Consider the following 17,456-nt stretch of genomic DNA (forward strand, 5'->3'; position numbering starts at 1 on the left):
TTCGGAATAAGCGACACTAGCTCAGCTGGTAGAGCGCAACCTTGCCAAGGTTGAGGTCACGGGTTCGAACCCCGTGTGTCGCTCCAATCACTTGGTTAACCACCAGTGTGGCGTTTAAGATAGCGCCATCTTTAATGCTGTGAAGCATCATTTCTTACACAAATCCCATCTGTCCATGCTTTCTCTGAAAGCGCATGGTGGCGCGGTTTTTTACCAACACTGCACAGACTTATCCACAGGTCAAGCGCTGTGGATAAACCAGTTAATGGATTTGTTGCTGTGTATAGTGCTGGTTATCTTATCATCAGGCACGGTATCTATGTTGCACACGTGCAATAAACGCAAGCATACCTTAACTGATTGTAAAGGAAGGGAAATTTAGGCTTTTCTTTCAGGTTAGCTAACGCTTTTCCACAGTGTTATTCACTTACGTGATCTTGCTCGCTTAATGCACCATCAATGTGTTTAACTATCAAAAAGCGCATCATAAATGCGCATTGCGTGACGGTTTTCCACATTATGTGAATAGCGTCATCTTTCTGCTTGTAAGCCCTGATTAAGCGTCACGAGGCAATCCTTTTTCTATGATGCGCACGAGACGACGCGTCCCTGTGGGTAGCGTTTTGACATCAATACGCTGTCGTTTTTTCTCTTGCTCGCTGAGCGCCCAGTGAATATGTTCGTCAACCAGCTCGTCCTCACCGAGCCGCGCCTTGAGACTATCGATGATCGCCTGATCGAAGGGGGCATTACCCATCGCAATAGCCAAGTTGCGCCGCCATTTTTTAATCCCTATCCGGCGTACTGCTGAGCCCTGGGTTAGCGATAAAAAAGTGTCCTCATCCCAGTTGAAAAGCGTGGTGAGCGGCTGCTGATCAAGGCTGGGGCGACAGTGGAAGTCGGCCTCTAAGGTCAGTTCGGCCTCCCGGTTAAACGGGCAAACCAACTGGCAGTCATCGCAACCATAGATACGGTTACCGATGGCATGGCGAAATTCTAAGGGGATCACGCCGTCATATTCGATGGTCAGGTAAGAAATGCAGCGACGGGCGTCGACCACGCCCTCTGCGATGATCGCTTGAGTGGGGCAACTGGTCATGCAGGCCACGCATTTACCGCATTGATTCTCAACAGGGGTGTCGACAGGTAAAGGAAGATCCACCAATAACTCACCGAGGAAGAACCAGGATCCCGTTTCATCATTGAGGATCAGGGAGTGTTTGCCTGTCCAGCCCAATCCTGCCTTTTCCGCTAGAGGACGCTCAAGGACTGGCGCGGAGTCGACGAAAGGGCGGTAACCATAGGGGCCGACCGCTTGTTCAATCTGTTGTCCAAGCTTTTTTAAGCGGTTGCGGATCAATTTATGGTAGTCCCGCCCCAGAGAGTAACGGCTAATGTACCCAAGCTCTGGATGCGCCAGCGTATGCGCAAAACCGGCATTGGGGGGTAAGTAGTTCATCCGCACACTGATCACGCGTACCGTGCCTGGCACTAACTCATCGGGGCGCGCGCGCATCATGCCATGTCTGGCCATCCACGCCATCTCACCGTGATAGCCGTTATCAAGCCAGCGCTGTAATTGCGCTTCATGTTGCTTGAGATCAACATCCGTGATCCCCACCTGCTGGAAGCCTAGCGCTTGCCCCCATTGCTTGATACGTTGGGCGAGGTGGTCGAAATCAATGGATGCATCGGACTTGGGTTGCGACATAGCGGTAGATCCTGAGGCCTTGGGTGGTGCAGAACAATCAATGGAGGCACTTAATGGCAACAAGTTTACCACAGAGTTTCTATCGCGCAGAGCAAGTTCGAGAAGGCGAGCAAGCGGTCGCGCGTGCATTGTCGATTCCCCTGTATCAGTTAATGCTACGCGCGGGACAGTCAGTGTTTGACTGCATCAATCAACATTATCCCAATGCGGCCAGACTATTAATCGTATGTGGCGCCGGGAATAACGCGGGTGATGGTTATGTGATTGCGCGGCTTGCCAAATCCGCAGGGTTGAACGTTACCGTCTGGTCGTTAGTGACCCCAAATAAACTGGAGGGAGATGCGGCGACTGCTTGGCAAGAGTGGCAAGATTGTGGTGGTAGCTATGTGGAACACCCACCCACTATCAGCCAGTTTGATGTCGTGGTCGATGCTATCTTGGGCACTGGATTATCGCGTGCCGTGGAGGGAGCGTTTGCGCAGGCGATCAGCGCTATCAACCTCGCGGATGTACCTGTGGTGGCGGTAGATATTCCTTCTGGGCTTTGTGCCAATAGTGGCTGCGTGAAAGGCGTGGCCATTGATGCGGATATGACCGTCACCTTGATTGCGTTAAAACAAGGATTGCTCACCGGCCAAGCTGTCTCTTATCGCGGTAAATTATTGTTCGCGGGCTTGAACGTGGCGACGGCGTTCTCGCGTCAGTGCACACCCGCCGGCTACCTTGTTTGCGACGACTTGATTGAACAGCATTTACCAAAGCGCGCGCGTAGTGCACACAAAGGCCAGTTTGGGCGTGTACTGTGTTTAGGTGGCGATCAAGGTATGGCGGGCGCGGTGACCTTATCAGCGCAAGCGGCGTTAAGAGTCGGTGCTGGACTTGTCAAAGTAGTGACACAAAAAGCGCATACGTTGATGCTGGTCACCCGTCAGCCGGAGTTGATGACACAAGATTGGGCACCCGGCCAATCACTCAGCGAGACACTCGCATGGGCAACCCATTTGGTCATTGGCCCGGGACTGGGCCAGAGTGCGTGGTCGGATGCGTTGTGGACGCTCGCCGTGAGTGCTCGGACGCCCAAGGTGATTGATGCCGATGGCCTTAATAAGTTAGCGCGGCAGCCACAACACCGTGATGACTGGATCCTCACTCCCCATCCCGGAGAGGCGGCGCGCTTATTAGGTTGTGACACCAAAGATGTGGAACTTGACCGCTTTGCTGCCGTCAAAGCGATACACACCCGTTATGGTGGCGTTGCCGTACTTAAAGGCGCGGGAACAATCGTATATGATGGCACAAATTATGCTGTTGCTAATGTCGGCAACCCTGGCATGGCGTCAGGGGGAATGGGCGATGTGCTGTCGGGTGTAATAGGCAGTCTACTTGCGCAAGGCGTGGACTTATTTCCTGCCGCGGCTCTGGGGTGCTATCTTCATGGCAAAGCGGGTGATAAGGCGGCCGAGGCAGGAGAACGGGGGTTATTGGCCAGCGATTTACTCCCCTATTTGCAACAATTAGTTGATTAGCGCACGGGTGGCGGTAGCCATGCAAGGTGCGACGAATACCCATATAAAGATGAGATCCCTTTGTAGTATGACCCAGACTTTTACCACCTCATTGACGGATGCCGATCGCACCGTGGCGTTTGGTGCCGCGTTGGCGCGTGCATGTACGCAAAGTACCACTTGTTACTTGCACGGTGATCTTGGCGCCGGCAAAACCACGTTCTGTCGCGGCTTTGTGCAAGCAATGGGACATACCGGTAATGTGAAAAGCCCGACCTATACGCTCGTGGAGCCTTACTTGTTAACGCCATGGCAGGTTTATCACTTTGATCTTTATCGACTGGGCGATCCAGAAGAGCTGGAGTTTATGGGGATCCGTGATTATTTTAATGATCAGGCGCTTTGCTTGATTGAATGGCCGGAAAAAGGCCAAGGCTGGTTACCGCGCGCCGATCTAGACATTAGGCTGCGCTATGACGGCGAGCAACGTGAACTGGTTATTGACGCGAATACCCATGTTGGGGTAGCAATTATCGACCGTCTAGAATGGGAAGACTAGCATGATGTGGCAGCGGCTTTGCATCTTGATGATCGCCAGTTTGTTGAGTGCAACAAGTTGGGCCAATAAGATTGAAAATATTCGCGTATGGCCCGCCCCCAATGAGACACGGGTGGTGGTGGATCTTGAAGATAAACCGGATTTTAGCTATTTCTCACTGTCACGCCCCGATAGGTTGGTGGTTGACTTAAAGCAGAGCCAGCTGGCGACGCGCTTACCTAAGCCGGTTAAAGGCAGCGATATCCTGGGTAAAATCCGTAAAAGTAGCCCGCCCGAGGCATCGACATATCGATTAGTCTTTGAGTTAAAAGACGGTGCCAAACCACATATCTTCTCGCTCGCCCCTGGGGGAGAATATGGCCACCGGCTGGTGGTTGATTTACCCCATCCTAAGAAAGTGGATAAAAATAAACCGGCATTGTCTGTTGCTGAAAAAAAGCGGCGTGAGACGGTGGCCGCATTGCCTTTTGGCACCGAGGATATCGTGGTGGCCATTGATGCCGGGCATGGCGGTAACGATCCCGGTGCGGTGGGGCCGAGCCGCAAATTTGAAAAATATGTCACGCTCTCCATCGCTAAGCAAGCGGCGGCGCGTATTAACGCTGTTCCCGGCATGCGTGCGGTCTTAACCCGTACGGGCGATTATTTTGTCGACTTGAACCGTCGTTCCGAAATTGCACGTAAACACAAAGCCCATTTATTGGTCTCGGTACACGCGGATGGCTTCCATAAGCCACAGCCTCGTGGCGCGTCAGTATGGGTACTCTCTCGTCGCCGGGCGAACAGTGAAATTGGTCGCTGGATTGAAAAACACGAAGAGCAGTCCAACTTGTTGGGTGGAGGCTCTTTACTGGCACAGAATAATGAGGACGAGTATTTAAGCCGTGCGGTGTTGGATTTGCAGTTCAGTAACTCGCAAAAGGAAGGCTTTAATGTGGCTAAACGGGTATTAAAGGAACTTGGCAAAGTCACTAAATTGCATAAATCGAGTCCAGAGCACGCCAGTCTGGCCGTATTAAAATCACCAGACATACCGTCTTTGCTCGTCGAGGTGGGCTTTATCTCGAATCCGCAAGAAGAACGCCTGCTATTTCAGCGTGATCACCAGCGCCGGCTCGCGGATGCGGTCTATCATGGTATTCGCAATTATTTTGAGCGTTTCCCGCCGGATGGCACCTTGTTTGCTGCGCGCAAAAACGGCGTCAAACATAAAGTCAGTGCCGGTCAGTCACTGTCGGTCATTGCTAAAAAATATAAGAGTTCCGTCGCCGCGATAAAATCGGCGAATGGGTTAACCTCTAATACGTTGCGGGTGGGCCAAGTGTTATCGATCCCCAATGTGGATGTCGCCAAATTAGCAGGAAAGACAAGTAAAGCAACATCAACGCGTACGCTGACGCACACCGTGAGCCGCGGCGAGTTTCTCGGCAAAATTGCCGAGCATTATCACGTCTCGGTGGCGACGCTGCGCCGTGCGAATAACTTGAAGTCTGACACGCTCTGGGTAGGGCAAAAGCTGAAAGTGCCGGGCGCAACAACGCCAGCGGTGAAGCACAAAGTCAAACGCGGTGAATACCTTGGCAAAATTGCCAGCAATTACGGGGTGACGATTGAGAGCCTTCGTCGCGCCAATGAATTACGCTCTGATACGCTGGCGGTCGGGCAAACGCTGATCATCCCAGGAAGCTAATATGGCGATTGAGATTTTACCCGCGCGCCTTGCCAACCAGATTGCAGCAGGGGAAGTGGTCGAACGTCCTGCCTCGGTGGTGAAAGAGCTGGTAGAAAACAGCATTGATGCCGGGGCGACCCGCATTGATGTGGATATTGAAAAAGGCGGCAGCAAACTGATCCGGGTGCGTGATAATGGTGGTGGGATCAGCAAAGCCGATCTGCAGCTTGCCCTGAGTCGACACGCCACGTCTAAGATCCATAGCCTTGACGATCTTGAGGCGATCATGAGCCTCGGCTTTCGCGGCGAGGCGCTGGCGAGTATTAGCTCGGTATCACGTCTTACCATCACCTCACGTCCAGCTGACCAGCAAGAAGCATGGTCGGCGTTTGCCGAAGGGCGAGAGATGGCGGTGAATGTCAAACCCGCCGCGCATCCCGTCGGCTGTACCGTGGAAGTGGTGGACTTATTCTTTAACACTCCAGCGCGGCGCAAATTTTTACGCACCGACAAAACCGAATTTGGCCACATTGATGAGCTATTACGCCGCATTGCATTGAGCCGGTTTGATATCACCATCAATCTACGCCACAACGGCACGCAAGTGCGCCAATATCGACGTGTACCAGAAAATGGCGATCCACTGCGTCGCGTTAAGGCGATTTGTGGGCAAAAATTTGTTGAGCATGCGTTGCGGATTGACCTGCATCACCACGACATGGCACTGACAGGCTGGATCTGCACACCGGCAGGCGCACGACAACAAAACGATATGCAGCATTGTTTTGTTAATCAGCGAATGATGAAAGATAAGCTGATTAACCACGCGATTCGTCAAGGCTATGAACAAAGCCTTGCCCAGGATCAGTATGCCGCTTTCGTGCTGTATATTGATGTCGATCCGCATCAAGTAGATGTCAATGTGCACCCGGCCAAACATGAAGTCCGTTTTCATCAGGCGCGCTTGGTGCATGATTTTATCTATCAAGCCATTTATGACGGCTTACAACAAGCGTTGTTCTCTGAAGATCACAGTGTGGACCCTGAGACGGGCGAAGTGAGAGAAGCCGTCACTTATCAGCCGCGAGCCTCCGCGACTGCCAACCCCAGCCCCAGCCCCAGCCCTTACCAACACGCGGTTGACGCGTTTCCTGATTACCCGGGTAAACGCGAAGGCGGCGGTTCATCACTGACGACCTCGTCGCGAGATACGGCATCGTATCAGCACGACGCCAGTGACGGCTCACGCAGTGGCCGGCCCTCTCACGGTTCAAGCTGGCCGGGAGGACCGTCTGCTCCCTCAAGCTCACCTTCAAAGCAGGCGACGCAAGCGTATCAAGCATTGATGACCCCCCAATCTGATGCCGGGGCTGACCTTGGTGAGGCCACGCCAGCGCGTTCGACGACGTTGTCGCATTTTGACAGCGTCCCAGCAACGATCGATACCGCCTCAACAGTGGCGAGCACGGGTCAGTCTGGATTAGGCAAGGTGCTTGCAGTGGTTGAGCAGCACTATGTGTTGATGTCCTGGGGCGAGGGATTATGGTTAGCCGATCATCACCGCTTGGCATGCTGGCGTCATCAAGGGGCGTTACAACCCGCTCTGGATGAGGGGTTAGTCACTCAACCCTTATTGATCCCACAACGGTTATCAGCCTCTGAAGAGGAGTGTCAGCGCGTGATCCAGTATCAGGCGTTACTTGGCCAGTTTGGCATTCATATTCGCCCCAAAGGGCAGCAATTAATGGTGATGTCAGTCTGTCAGCCGCTACGCCAACATAACTTGCAAGCGTTTATACCGGCACTGTTGGATTGTTTGGGTGGGTTAGACCCCGACCAATCCCACACGGATCACAGCGAGAGTATGTGCAGTTGGCTGGCAAAGCAGTTGACAGTAGCATCGGATCCAGTCAGCCTTGCGCAAGCGGTACAAACCGTATCGGACATTGAACAATATTGGCAGGGGGATGCGTTAGAAAAGGGGCGCCAGCGCTACTTTAAACGCCTCGACCTGACCTCAGTGATAGAAGCATTACAGCATGACTAATCCGCTGCCTAAAGCGATTTTTTTGATGGGGCCGACTGCATCCGGGAAAACGGATTTGGCCATTGCAATACGCCAGACTTTGCCAGTGGAAATCATTAGTGTTGATTCGGCACTGATTTATCGCGGGATGGATATTGGGACAGCTAAGCCAACCGCGGAGGAATTAGCGCAAGCCCCCCATCGTTTGATCGACATTCGTGATCCGTCTCAGGCCTACTCGGCGGCAGACTTTCGTGACGATGCGCTCACAGAAATGGCGCGGATCGTCGCGGATGGTAAGATCCCACTGTTGGTGGGAGGCACCATGCTGTATTTTAAAGCATTGCTAGAAGGACTATCACCGTTGCCGAGTGCGGATCCTGACATCCGTGAAGCGTTAGAAAATGAGGCGCAACAGCATGGGTGGGAAGCATTACATGCTCAGTTGTGCGAGGTTGATCCCGTGTCGGGGGCGCGGATCCACCCCAACGATCCTCAGCGAATTACGCGGGCGTTAGAAGTTTATCGGATCAGTGGTCAGACCCTAACAGCATTAACAGAAAAAAAAGGTGAACCTTTGCCGTATCAGGTACACCAATTTGCAATAGCGCCTCAGGATCGAGGTGAATTGCATCGCCGCATCGAGCGTCGTTTCGATAAAATGATCGACGCGGGGTTTGAAAAAGAGGTACGCACACTATACGAACGCGAAGATCTGCATGTCGATCTGCCCTCGATTCGTTGTGTCGGGTACCGTCAGATGTGGGACTATTTGGCCGGACGTTGCACCCATGATGAAGCCGTTTACCGTGGGATTTGCGCGACGCGCCAGTTAGCCAAGCGTCAGATAACCTGGCTAAGAGGCTGGGATAATGTGACTTGGCTTGATAGCGACACGCCGTCGCTGTCTTTACAAACGGTGACAAAAGCGTTGACGGCAGGGACGGAAACTTGATGTATACTGTCACTGACAAGGACGCTGCTTAACCGCGACAATTGACTACAATTACAAACAAATAAGGAAAAGAAATAATGGCTAAGGGGCAATCATTACAAGACCCATTCCTGAACGCGTTACGTCGTGAACGCATTCCTGTTTCCATTTACTTAGTAAATGGTATTAAGTTGCAAGGCCAAATCGAATCGTTTGATCAGTTCGTGATCCTGCTAAAAAATACGGTTAATCAAATGGTGTATAAACACGCGATTTCAACCGTTGTGCCGGCACGAGCTGTGAGCCACCACAACAATAACCAAGGAGCTGGTGAGCGTCCACAGGGCGAACGTCAGCAAGAAAAACCTGAGGAATAAAGCATTCTATTGCTAAGGAGTCTATCGCTTGTTTGACCGTTACGAGGCCGGTGAACAGGCTGTACTCGTTCATATAAATTTTACCCATGATGGCGAGTGGGATGATCTCAGCGAATTTCAAATGCTGGTGTCATCCTCGGGTGTCGACGCCTTGCAAGTTGTTGTCGGCAGCCGTCAGTCCCCTCATCCCAAATATTTTGTTGGAGAGGGAAAAGCCCAAGAAATAGCAGATACAGTGCAACAAGTCGGCGCGGACATTGTGATTTTTAATCACACCTTATCCGCGGCGCAAGAGCGCAACCTAGAGCAACGGTTTAAATGCCGAGTGTTAGACCGAACCGGATTAATCCTCGATATTTTTGCCCAGCGCGCGCGTACCCATGAGGGTAAGTTGCAAGTTGAGCTGGCGCAGTTACGTCACTTATCTACCCGGCTTGTGCGAGGCTGGACTCACCTTGAGCGTCAAAAAGGCGGGATTGGCTTGCGTGGCCCGGGTGAAACTCAGTTAGAAACAGACCGTCGCTTAGTGCGTGATCGGGTAAAAGCGATTTTAAAGCGACTGGATAAAGTGGCGAAACAGCGAGAGCAAGGGCGGCGCGCTCGCGCACGGGCAGAAGTACCGACTGTGTCATTGGTGGGGTATACCAATGCGGGCAAATCGACCTTGTTTAATCGGATCACCGAAGCGGGGGTATATTCGGCCGATCAGCTGTTTGCCACCTTGGATCCGACATTACGCCGTATTGAAGTCGACGACGTCGGTACCGCAATATTGGCGGACACCGTTGGCTTTATTCGTCACTTACCGCATGACTTGGTCGCGGCATTTAAAGCAACGCTTCAAGAAACACAAGAAGCGAGCTTGTTGTTACACGTGGTCGATGCCAGTGATGAACGCTTTGGTGACAACATTGAGGCGGTCAACAGTGTGTTGGATGAAATCGATGCGGCGGATGTGCCTCATCTTATCATTATGAACAAAATAGATAGTCTGGATCAGGCTGAGCCTCGTATTGAACGGGACGAAGAGGGCGTTCCGAAAGCAGTCTGGGTGTCAGCGTTGTCTGGTCAGGGTATCGCGCTCATATTTGAAGCCCTTACCGAGCGTTTGTCTGGCACCATGGTGCGGCATCAATTACGGCTACCACCCAGCATGGCCGGACGAATGCAAAGTAAATTTCACCAGATGCGATGCATTGTCAGTGAAGAGTACCAAGATGATGGGCATCTACTTGTCGATGTCAGGCTGCCACAAACAGACTGGTATCGACTAGAAAAAAGAGAAGGCAACCAGCTCGGCGACTTTATCGTCAGTGATTAGGCTGCTAGAGTAAAAAATTATCGTCAGATCAATTTGATGGAGTGCGCGAATGGCGTGGAATGRGCCAGGAAACAATGGCGGTCCCGACAAAGACCCCTGGGGGAATCGTGGAGGCCGTAATCAAGGGCCACCGGATCTTGATGAATTGTTTAACAAACTAAGTCGCAAACTGGGCGGCTTAGGTGGCCGCAAAGGTAAAGGACCATCGTTCGGCGGTGGTATGGCAGGGCTAGGCGTCCTCGCGCTAGTGGGCATCATTGTTTGGGGGATTTCCGGGTTCTATACCATCGGAGAAGCTCAGCGTGGTGTGGTCTTACGGTTTGGTCAGTATGATCGTATCGTTCAACCGGGCCTGAACTGGAAACCAACTTTTGTGGATACGGTAAGCACGGTGGACGTGGAGTCGATTCGTTCGCTCAACAGCTCTGGCCTGATGCTGACCAAAGATGAAAACGTGGTCAACGTCGAGATGGACGTTCAGTACCGCGTGATGGATCCACAGCAGTATTTGTATAGCGTGACCAACGCCGATGATAGTTTGCGTCAAGCAACCGATTCGGCATTGCGTGCGGTCGTGGGTGACTCTTTGATGGATGACATCATCACCCGTGGTCGTCAAGAAGTGCGTGAGCGCACCCAAGTTGAGCTGAACGACATCATCGACAAGTACAAAATGGGCTTGTTGGTGGTGGATGTTAACTTCCAGTATGCGCGCCCACCTGAGCAGGTCAAAGACGCCTTTGATGATGCGATTGCAGCGCGAGAGGATGAGGCCCGCTTTATCCGTGAAGCCGAAGCGTATCGCAATGATGTGTTGCCGAAAGCAACGGGTCGTGCAGAAACGCTGAAAAAAGCGGCACTGGGTTACAAAGAGCGTACGGTTAACGAAGCTGAGGGTGAAGTCTCTCAATTTGAGAAACTGCTGCCTGAGTATCGTGATGCACCACGCGTGACGCGTAACCGGCTATACATCCAGACCATGGAAGAAGTATATAGCAATACCAGTAAGGTGATGGTGGATTCGCAAAGCGGAAACAGCAACCTCATGTATCTCCCACTGGATAAGTTAATGGGAGGCGCAGCCGTTGGCGCTAACCAGCGTAAAGAAACGTCGAGCAGCCAGTACGGTATTGAGCTTGAGCAAAGCTCGCAGCCTAAACAGCAAGAGTCGGCGCCGCGTTCTGGTTCATCACGAGAAGGGAGATACTAAGCATGCGTAAGATGATGATCCCCGTTGTCGTCCTAGCGGCAGTGGTCTTTTTGATGTCGATCTTCGTGGTGAGTGAAGGTGAGCGCAGCATTGTTATCCGTTTTGGACGCGTGCTAAAAGCGGACAATGATATTGCCAAGATCTACCAACCGGGTCTGCACTTCAAACTGCCATTGTTTGATCGCGTTAAGACCTTGGATGCGCGTATTCAAACCATGGATGATCGCGCTGATCGCTTTGTCACCGCAGAGAAAAAAGACGTTATTATCGACTCTTACGTCAAATGGCGTATTAAAGACTTTGGTCAGTATTATCTGTCCACAGGGGGCGGTAATAAATTGACGGCTGAATCTCTGTTGCAACGTCGTGTTGCCGATGGCCTGCGTGCCGAAATTGGTAATAAGACCATCAAAGAGATTGTGTCTGAAAAACGTGATCAAGTGATGGAAAGCGTCCTTGAGCGTGCGGCCAGCGAGGGCTCGCGTGATTTAGGGATTGAGTTGATTGACTTGCGTATCAAGCGTATCAACCTCCCGAGTGAAATCAGTGAGTCGATTTATGCCCGTATGCGTGCTGAGCGTGAGGCCGTTGCCCGTCGTCATCGTGCACAAGGTCGCGAGCAAGCGGAAATTATTCGAGCGCAAGCCGAGCTAGAAGTGGCGACAATTCTGTCCAAAGCAGAACGTCAAGCGCGGATCACTCGTGGTGAAGCTGACGCAGAAGTGGCGAAGCTATTTGCCAGTGCGTTCAAAAAAGAGCCTGAGTTCTATAGCTTTGTTCGCTCGCTACAAGCGTATCGTAAGAGCTTTGACAGTAAGAGCGATATGCTCGTTGTGGATCCGAAGAGTGATTTCTTCAAATACATGAAGCAACCTGAGGCGATAGAAAAGTAAATCGTTAGATGGGTAGCGACGCATAAAAGACAAGGTCCCGGCCTTGTCTTTTTTTATGTCGTCATCCCCTGTTTTCGACGTAGGAGGTAAGGATGACTAGCTTGTGGGGCGCGCTAGCGCTGGTATTAGTGGTTGAGGGGTTAGGGCCGATGTTACTGCCCAAACAGTGGCGACAAATGGTCATGGCTTTAGGTGAGCAATCTGACACCCAGTTGCGGCGTATTGGCGGTTGCTTGGTGGTGATTGGGTGTGTGCTGGCTTACCAGTTTTTAACCTAGCATTCAGCCACCTGGTACCGAGAAGAGCGGTGAAAATGTCAATACGGTTAAAAAATGACTGCAACCGAGTTTTTAAGGTGCTAGAATCCATTTTTAACTAGCTGCATATCGAAGAAGATGGGTAATAACGTAGTCGTTCTCGGCACCCAATGGGGTGACGAAGGTAAGGGAAAGATCGTTGATCTTTTGACTGAAGATGCAAAATACGTGGTGCGCTATCAAGGCGGTCACAACGCAGGTCATACTCTTGTCATTGACGGTGAAAAGACCGTCCTACACTTGATTCCTTCTGGTATCCTCCGCAACAACGTTAAATGCATTATCGGCAACGGCGTGGTGCTGTCCCCGGACGCCTTGCTGAAAGAAATGGGTGAGCTGGAAGCACGTGGCGTGCCGGTTCGTGAGCGCCTATTCCTGTCAGAAGCTTGTCCACTGATCCTGCCTTATCACATTGCGCTTGACGCGGCACGTGAGCAAGCACGCGGTAAGAAAGCTATCGGTACCACAGGCCGTGGTATTGGTCCTGCATACGAAGACAAGGTTGCCCGTCGTGGCCTACGCGTTGGCGACTTGTTTGATAAAGAAGCTTTTGCTGAAAAACTCAAAGAAGTGATGGAATTCCATAACTTCCAGCTCGAGCATTTTTACAAAACTGAGCCGGTGAGCTACGAAGAGACCTTGGCGAAAGTCATGGAGCAAGCGGACATTCTCACTGGTATGGTGATGGACGTCACCCAAGAGCTGGATGATGCCCGCAAGCGTGGTGACAAAATCATGTTTGAAGGCGCACAAGGCACCTTGCTTGATATCGACCACGGCACCTATCCGTATGTGACTTCATCGAACACCACCGCTGGTGGTGTCGCGGCAGGCTCTGGCTTTGGTCCGCGTCATCTTGGTTATGTGCTGGGTATCGCTAAAGCCTATTGCACGCGAGTAGGCGCAGGCCCATTCCCGACTGAGCTGGATGACGAGATTGGCATGCATCTCGGCACCAAGGGCGCTGAGTTCGGTGCGACCACTGGCCGTAAGCGTCGTTGTGGTTGGTTTGATGCGGTGGCAATGCGTCGTGCTGTGCAGATTAACTCGGTATCAGGCTTCTGCTTAACCAAGCTAGACGTGATGGACGGTTTGGAAGAAATCAAAATCTGCACCGGTTACAAGATGGCAGACGGTTCCACGGTTGAGGTGTCTCCACTAGCAGCTGACGCGTATGAGCACATCGAGCCTATCTATGAAAGCATGCCGGGCTGGAGTGAAAACACCTTTGGAGTGAAATCTCTCGACGAACTGCCGCAAGCAGCGCTCGATTACATCAAGCGTATCGAAGAGCTGACGGGTGTGCCTATCGATGTGATCTCGACCGGTCCAGACCGTAACGAAACCATCATCAAAGTGCATCCTTTTAATAGCTAAGCACGTGAGACGGTTCGATACTAAAAGCCAGCGTTGATCGCTGGCTTTTTTACTATTTTGGTGTGGCGTTGGAAGCCAGATCGCGTGAAAGCGGAAAAAACTTGCCGCCTTTGCTAAAGTCAGTATGCAAGGTGCCGATACAAAAAAGCACACGGCGAGCGTGCGCGTTGCTGTTGGGTTTCTTGGTTGAATAGCGAGTAGGCATGAAGTTTCGAACGCTGATTTTTTCACTTTCTCTGACGACAGCGACGCTGACGACAGCAACGGCCCGCGCGGACGTCGGGGCGGCTGTGCCATTATACGAAGAAAGTGAACTTATCACGCTGTTTGAAACCAACTCTCACCTTGAGCGCGTCGAACAAGACGAATGCCAGCTCGTGCAAGACATCGAAGCCCGAGCTACCCGTGTCGGCTCTCCCGCCTACGAGTTTTTATATGGCGATATGCTGGCGTGGGGAGTGTGTGTGGATCAAGACGCGGATCTCGGTGTTTACTACATGAAGCAAGCGGCGCAGCAAGGGCTACCCGCTGCGCTAGAGCAAATTGGCCGTTACTACGCCAATGGCACGCTGGTCCAACAGGATCAACGTCGGGCGATTCCTTACCTGCGCGAAGCCGCTTCATTGGGTGATACGCGTGCCCGGATCCAACTGGCTGAGTTGCTAGTGGATGATGTCGGGTCGCCACTTGATTATGAAGACGCTTATCGCTGGTTATATCAAACCATCACCGCAGACTCTCGTACCCGCAACCGTATTTCAGAGCTTCGTGCCGCACTTGAAGCACGGATGCCACAGAATATTATCGCCCGCGCCAAACGGCGTACCAGCTATTGGTGACCGCGAAAGGCGCCAGTAGGCGACTTTATGCGCAAAATCCGTTACACTCTCTATACACATCTGTTCCCAATCTGATTTGATATTGCCGATGCGCCATGTTCCTCTCGTTGCCTGCAAGCAAGGCGCTGAAACAAAACGTCAAACTGCGATCATCGCGGCGCAATAGCGACAGTTTACAGATATAATGAAATCAACATACGCCAATAGGAAAAGGYCTATGTCGCAAGACACAGGTTCGACAAATAATACCCCAAACAACATCGCTGCGGATCCACACCAGGCACGCGAAGCGGAGAAATACGACAATCCGGTCCCCAGCCGAGAGCATTTGCTGGAAGTGATCCGCAGCTTCAAGGCGCCAGTAAGCCGCGATAATCTGTTTTCACACCTTGGCTTAGCTGGTGATGAGCAGTATGAAGGGCTACGTCGACGCCTGCGCGCCATGGAGCGTGATGGACAATTGGTGTTCACCCGTCGTCAATGCTATGCCTTACCCGAGCGGTTAGACTTGGTCAAAGGCACCGTGATTGGTCACCGTGACGGCTTTGGTTTTCTGCGCCCAGAAGGCAAAGGCAACCACGATGACTGGATGCTCCCTCACCACCAAATGCGCAGCGTGATGCACGGTGATGTCATTTTAGCCCAAGGTGTTGGCACCGATAAGCGCGGCCGTAAAGAAGCCCGTGTGGTGCGCGTAACCGAAGCGCGCCAAGGTCAGATTGTAGGCCGTTACTTTGTGGAAGATGGTATGGGCTTTGTCGTGCCAGACGATAGCCGCCTGGGCCAAGATATCGTGATTGATAAAGATCATACTCAGGGCGCGCGTATGGGCAATGTGGTGGTGGTTGAGATCATGCAGCGTCCGACCCGACAAACCAATCCTGTCGGTAAGATTGTTGAAGTGCTGGGGGAGAACATGGCACCCGGCATGGAAATCGAGATCGCGATGCGCACCCACGATATTCCTCATCAATGGCCGGATGCGGTGCTCAAGCAAGTGAAAAGCTTGAGTGAAGAGGTCCCAGAAAAAGCCAAAGAGGGCCGTGTCGATCTGCGTGATTTGCCACTGGTGACCATCGATGGTGAAGATGCCCGCGACTTTGATGATGCGGTCTATTGCGAACGTAAACGCTCGGGCGGCTGGCGCCTGTGGGTGGCGATTGCCGACGTCAGTTACTATGTGCGCCCTGATTCGGCGCTGGATAAAGAAGMGCAAAACCGCGGTAACTCGGTGTACTTCCCGAACCAAGTGGTGCCTATGTTGCCGGAAGTGCTTTCTAATGGCTTATGCTCGCTGAATCCGCAAGTCGACCGCCTATGTATGGTGTGTGAGATGACGATTTCAGAATCAGGGGCGTTATCTGGTTACAAACATTACGAAGCGGTGATGAACTCCCACGCGCGTCTGACCTATACCAAGGTGTCTCATATTCTGGAAGGCGATGAGGAACTGCGTGAGCGCTACCGCTCTTTGGTGCCGCACTTAGAAACGTTACACGATATGTACAAAGTGCTCAGTGGTGCGCGTCAGCAGCGTGGGGCGATTGAATTTGAGACGGTGGAAACCCAATTTATTTTCAACGCGCAGCGCAAAATCGACCGTATTGTGCCGGTGGAGCGCAACGATGCACACAAGATCATCGAAGAATGTATGATCTTGGCCAACGTTGCTTCGGCGCGCTTTGTGGAAAAACATAAAGAGCCGGCGCTCTTTCGTGTTCACGAAGCGCCAGGAGAGGAACGTCTTAGCGGCTTTAAAGACTTTTTAGGCGAGTTAGGCTTAAGCCTGAGCGGTGGTCTAGAGCCGACGCCGAAAGATTACGCGGCACTGATGCATGTGGTCCATGGTCGTGCTGACAGTGAACTGATCCAAACCATGTTGCTCCGCTCGATGAAACAAGCGGTGTATCAGGGGGATAACCAAGGCCACTTTGGTTTGGCACTCAAGCAATACGCGCACTTTACCTCGCCTATTCGTCGCTATCCAGATTTGCTGTTGCACCGAGCGCTTAAATACCTGGTTGCCAAGCAAGCGGGTAAAAACCAAGACCGTTGGACACCCACTGGCGGCTATCACTACTCGTTTGATGATATAGATGTGCTGGGTGAACAATGCTCGAAAACAGAGCGCCGTGCCGATGATGCCACCCGTGATGTGTCAGACTGGCTCAAATGTGAGTACATGCAAGATCACGTTGGCGATGAGCTAGAGGGCGTRATTGCTAATGTCACTGGTTTTGGTTTCTTTGTCCGCCTTAATGAGCTACATATCGATGGCTTGGTGCATATTTCTAACCTCGATAACGATTACTATCGCTTTGATATGGTAGGTCAGCGTCTGGTGGGCGAAGGCTCGGGTCGTGTGTTCCGGCTCGGCGATCAGGTGACCGTTAAAGTCTTGGCGGTGAACTTGGATGAGCGACAAATCGACTTTGAGCTGGTAGGCTCTGAGCGCAAAGCCCGTCGCCCGGGCAAAACCGCGCGCGATAAACGCAAGAAAGGCCGTGCGGAGTCGAATAAAGACCCGCAAGCCCGTCGTGAGCGAACCTCGGTTCGCCAACAGCTCAAACGCGGTGCGGTGCCAAATGTTGAAGCCGATAAGGCGCCTGCAGATAAAAACGGCAAAAAGCGTAAAGTGAAATCGCCAGCGGAAAAAGCGCGTAAGAAAAAGGCGAAGAAACAAAAAGCCAAAGCGGGTCAGAAAAAGAAGTAAAT

14 protein-coding genes and 1 tRNA gene are annotated in these 17,456 nt (G+C 52.1%); 14 read left to right on the forward strand and 1 reads right to left on the reverse strand.

Translation table 11 applies throughout. The features are described 5' to 3' along the window. Nucleotides 1–10: 10 nt before the first annotated feature. Nucleotides 11–86: transfer RNA gene (locus tag BZG14_RS03355), tRNA-Gly, on the forward strand. A gap of 470 nt (nucleotides 87–556) precedes the next feature. On the opposite strand, the gene queG is transcribed toward BZG14_RS03355, so the two are convergent. Continuing rightward, nucleotides 557–1,684, reverse strand: a complete 1,128-nt coding sequence (gene queG / locus BZG14_RS03360; RefSeq protein ID WP_137317908.1) for a tRNA epoxyqueuosine(34) reductase QueG — start codon at nucleotides 1,682–1,684, stop codon at nucleotides 557–559. Between the two features lie 80 nt (nucleotides 1,685–1,764). On the opposite strand from queG, the gene BZG14_RS03365 reads away from it, so the two are divergent. The 13 genes from BZG14_RS03365 (at nucleotide 1,765) to rnr (ending at nucleotide 17,454) form a co-directional block, all read left to right on the forward strand. After that, the gene (locus BZG14_RS03365; protein WP_077607984.1) at nucleotides 1,765–3,237 is read left to right on the forward strand and encodes a bifunctional ADP-dependent NAD(P)H-hydrate dehydratase/NAD(P)H-hydrate epimerase; all 1,473 of its coding nucleotides are present in this window, start codon (nucleotides 1,765–1,767) and stop codon (nucleotides 3,235–3,237) included. 67 nt (nucleotides 3,238–3,304) lie between these two features. Continuing rightward, on the forward strand, nucleotides 3,305–3,775 hold the full coding sequence (tsaE, locus tag BZG14_RS03370) for a tRNA (adenosine(37)-N6)-threonylcarbamoyltransferase complex ATPase subunit type 1 TsaE (protein ID WP_077457614.1): 471 nt from the start codon (nucleotides 3,305–3,307) through the stop codon (nucleotides 3,773–3,775). 1 nt (nucleotide 3,776) lies between these two features. Further along, nucleotides 3,777–5,465: a LysM peptidoglycan-binding domain-containing protein gene (locus tag BZG14_RS03375; RefSeq protein WP_077607985.1), complete on the forward strand. Its 1,689-nt coding sequence runs from the start codon at nucleotides 3,777–3,779 to the stop codon at nucleotides 5,463–5,465. Between the two features lies 1 nt (nucleotide 5,466). Continuing rightward, on the forward strand, nucleotides 5,467–7,494 hold the full coding sequence (gene mutL, locus BZG14_RS03380; RefSeq protein WP_077607986.1) for a DNA mismatch repair endonuclease MutL: 2,028 nt from the start codon (nucleotides 5,467–5,469) through the stop codon (nucleotides 7,492–7,494). After that, complete coding sequence (gene miaA, locus BZG14_RS03385; RefSeq protein ID WP_077457608.1) at nucleotides 7,487–8,428, forward strand: tRNA (adenosine(37)-N6)-dimethylallyltransferase MiaA; 942 nt, start codon at nucleotides 7,487–7,489, stop codon at nucleotides 8,426–8,428. Before mutL ends, miaA begins: the two co-directional genes overlap by 8 nt. Nucleotides 8,429–8,505: 77 nt before the next feature. Next, nucleotides 8,506–8,784, forward strand: a complete 279-nt coding sequence (gene hfq / locus BZG14_RS03390; RefSeq protein WP_046074381.1) for an RNA chaperone Hfq — start codon at nucleotides 8,506–8,508, stop codon at nucleotides 8,782–8,784. Between the two features lie 28 nt (nucleotides 8,785–8,812). Next, entirely contained in the window at nucleotides 8,813–10,105 is a 1,293-nt protein-coding gene (gene hflX / locus BZG14_RS03395; RefSeq protein ID WP_069361584.1) for a ribosome rescue GTPase HflX, read from the forward strand. Between the two features lie 49 nt (nucleotides 10,106–10,154). Next, entirely contained in the window at nucleotides 10,155–11,315 is a 1,161-nt protein-coding gene (gene hflK, locus BZG14_RS03400) for an FtsH protease activity modulator HflK (protein WP_077607987.1), read from the forward strand. Nucleotides 11,316–11,317: 2 nt separating this feature from the next. Beyond that, entirely contained in the window at nucleotides 11,318–12,208 is an 891-nt protein-coding gene (hflC, locus tag BZG14_RS03405) for a protease modulator HflC (RefSeq protein ID WP_069361586.1), read from the forward strand. A 92-nt stretch (nucleotides 12,209–12,300) separates the two neighbouring features. After that, on the forward strand, nucleotides 12,301–12,486 hold the full coding sequence (locus tag BZG14_RS03410; protein WP_069361587.1) for a DUF2065 domain-containing protein: 186 nt from the start codon (nucleotides 12,301–12,303) through the stop codon (nucleotides 12,484–12,486). A 117-nt stretch (nucleotides 12,487–12,603) separates the two neighbouring features. After that, nucleotides 12,604–13,902 carry an adenylosuccinate synthase gene (locus tag BZG14_RS03415; protein WP_069361588.1) on the forward strand — a complete coding sequence of 433 codons (1,299 nt, stop codon included), beginning with the start codon at nucleotides 12,604–12,606 and terminating at the stop codon, nucleotides 13,900–13,902. Nucleotides 13,903–14,105: 203 nt separating this feature from the next. After that, a complete protein-coding gene (motX, locus tag BZG14_RS03420) occupies nucleotides 14,106–14,741 on the forward strand; it encodes a flagellar protein MotX (protein ID WP_069361589.1) in 636 nt (211 codons plus the stop codon). A gap of 217 nt (nucleotides 14,742–14,958) precedes the next feature. Further along, nucleotides 14,959–17,454: a ribonuclease R gene (rnr, locus tag BZG14_RS03425; RefSeq protein WP_077607988.1), complete on the forward strand. Its 2,496-nt coding sequence runs from the start codon at nucleotides 14,959–14,961 to the stop codon at nucleotides 17,452–17,454. The last annotated feature ends 2 nt before the right edge of the window (nucleotides 17,455–17,456 follow it).

The sequence above is a fragment of the Salinivibrio sp. IB282 genome, from assembly GCF_001995685.1.
Classification (GTDB): Bacteria; Pseudomonadota; Gammaproteobacteria; order Enterobacterales; family Vibrionaceae; genus Salinivibrio; species Salinivibrio kushneri.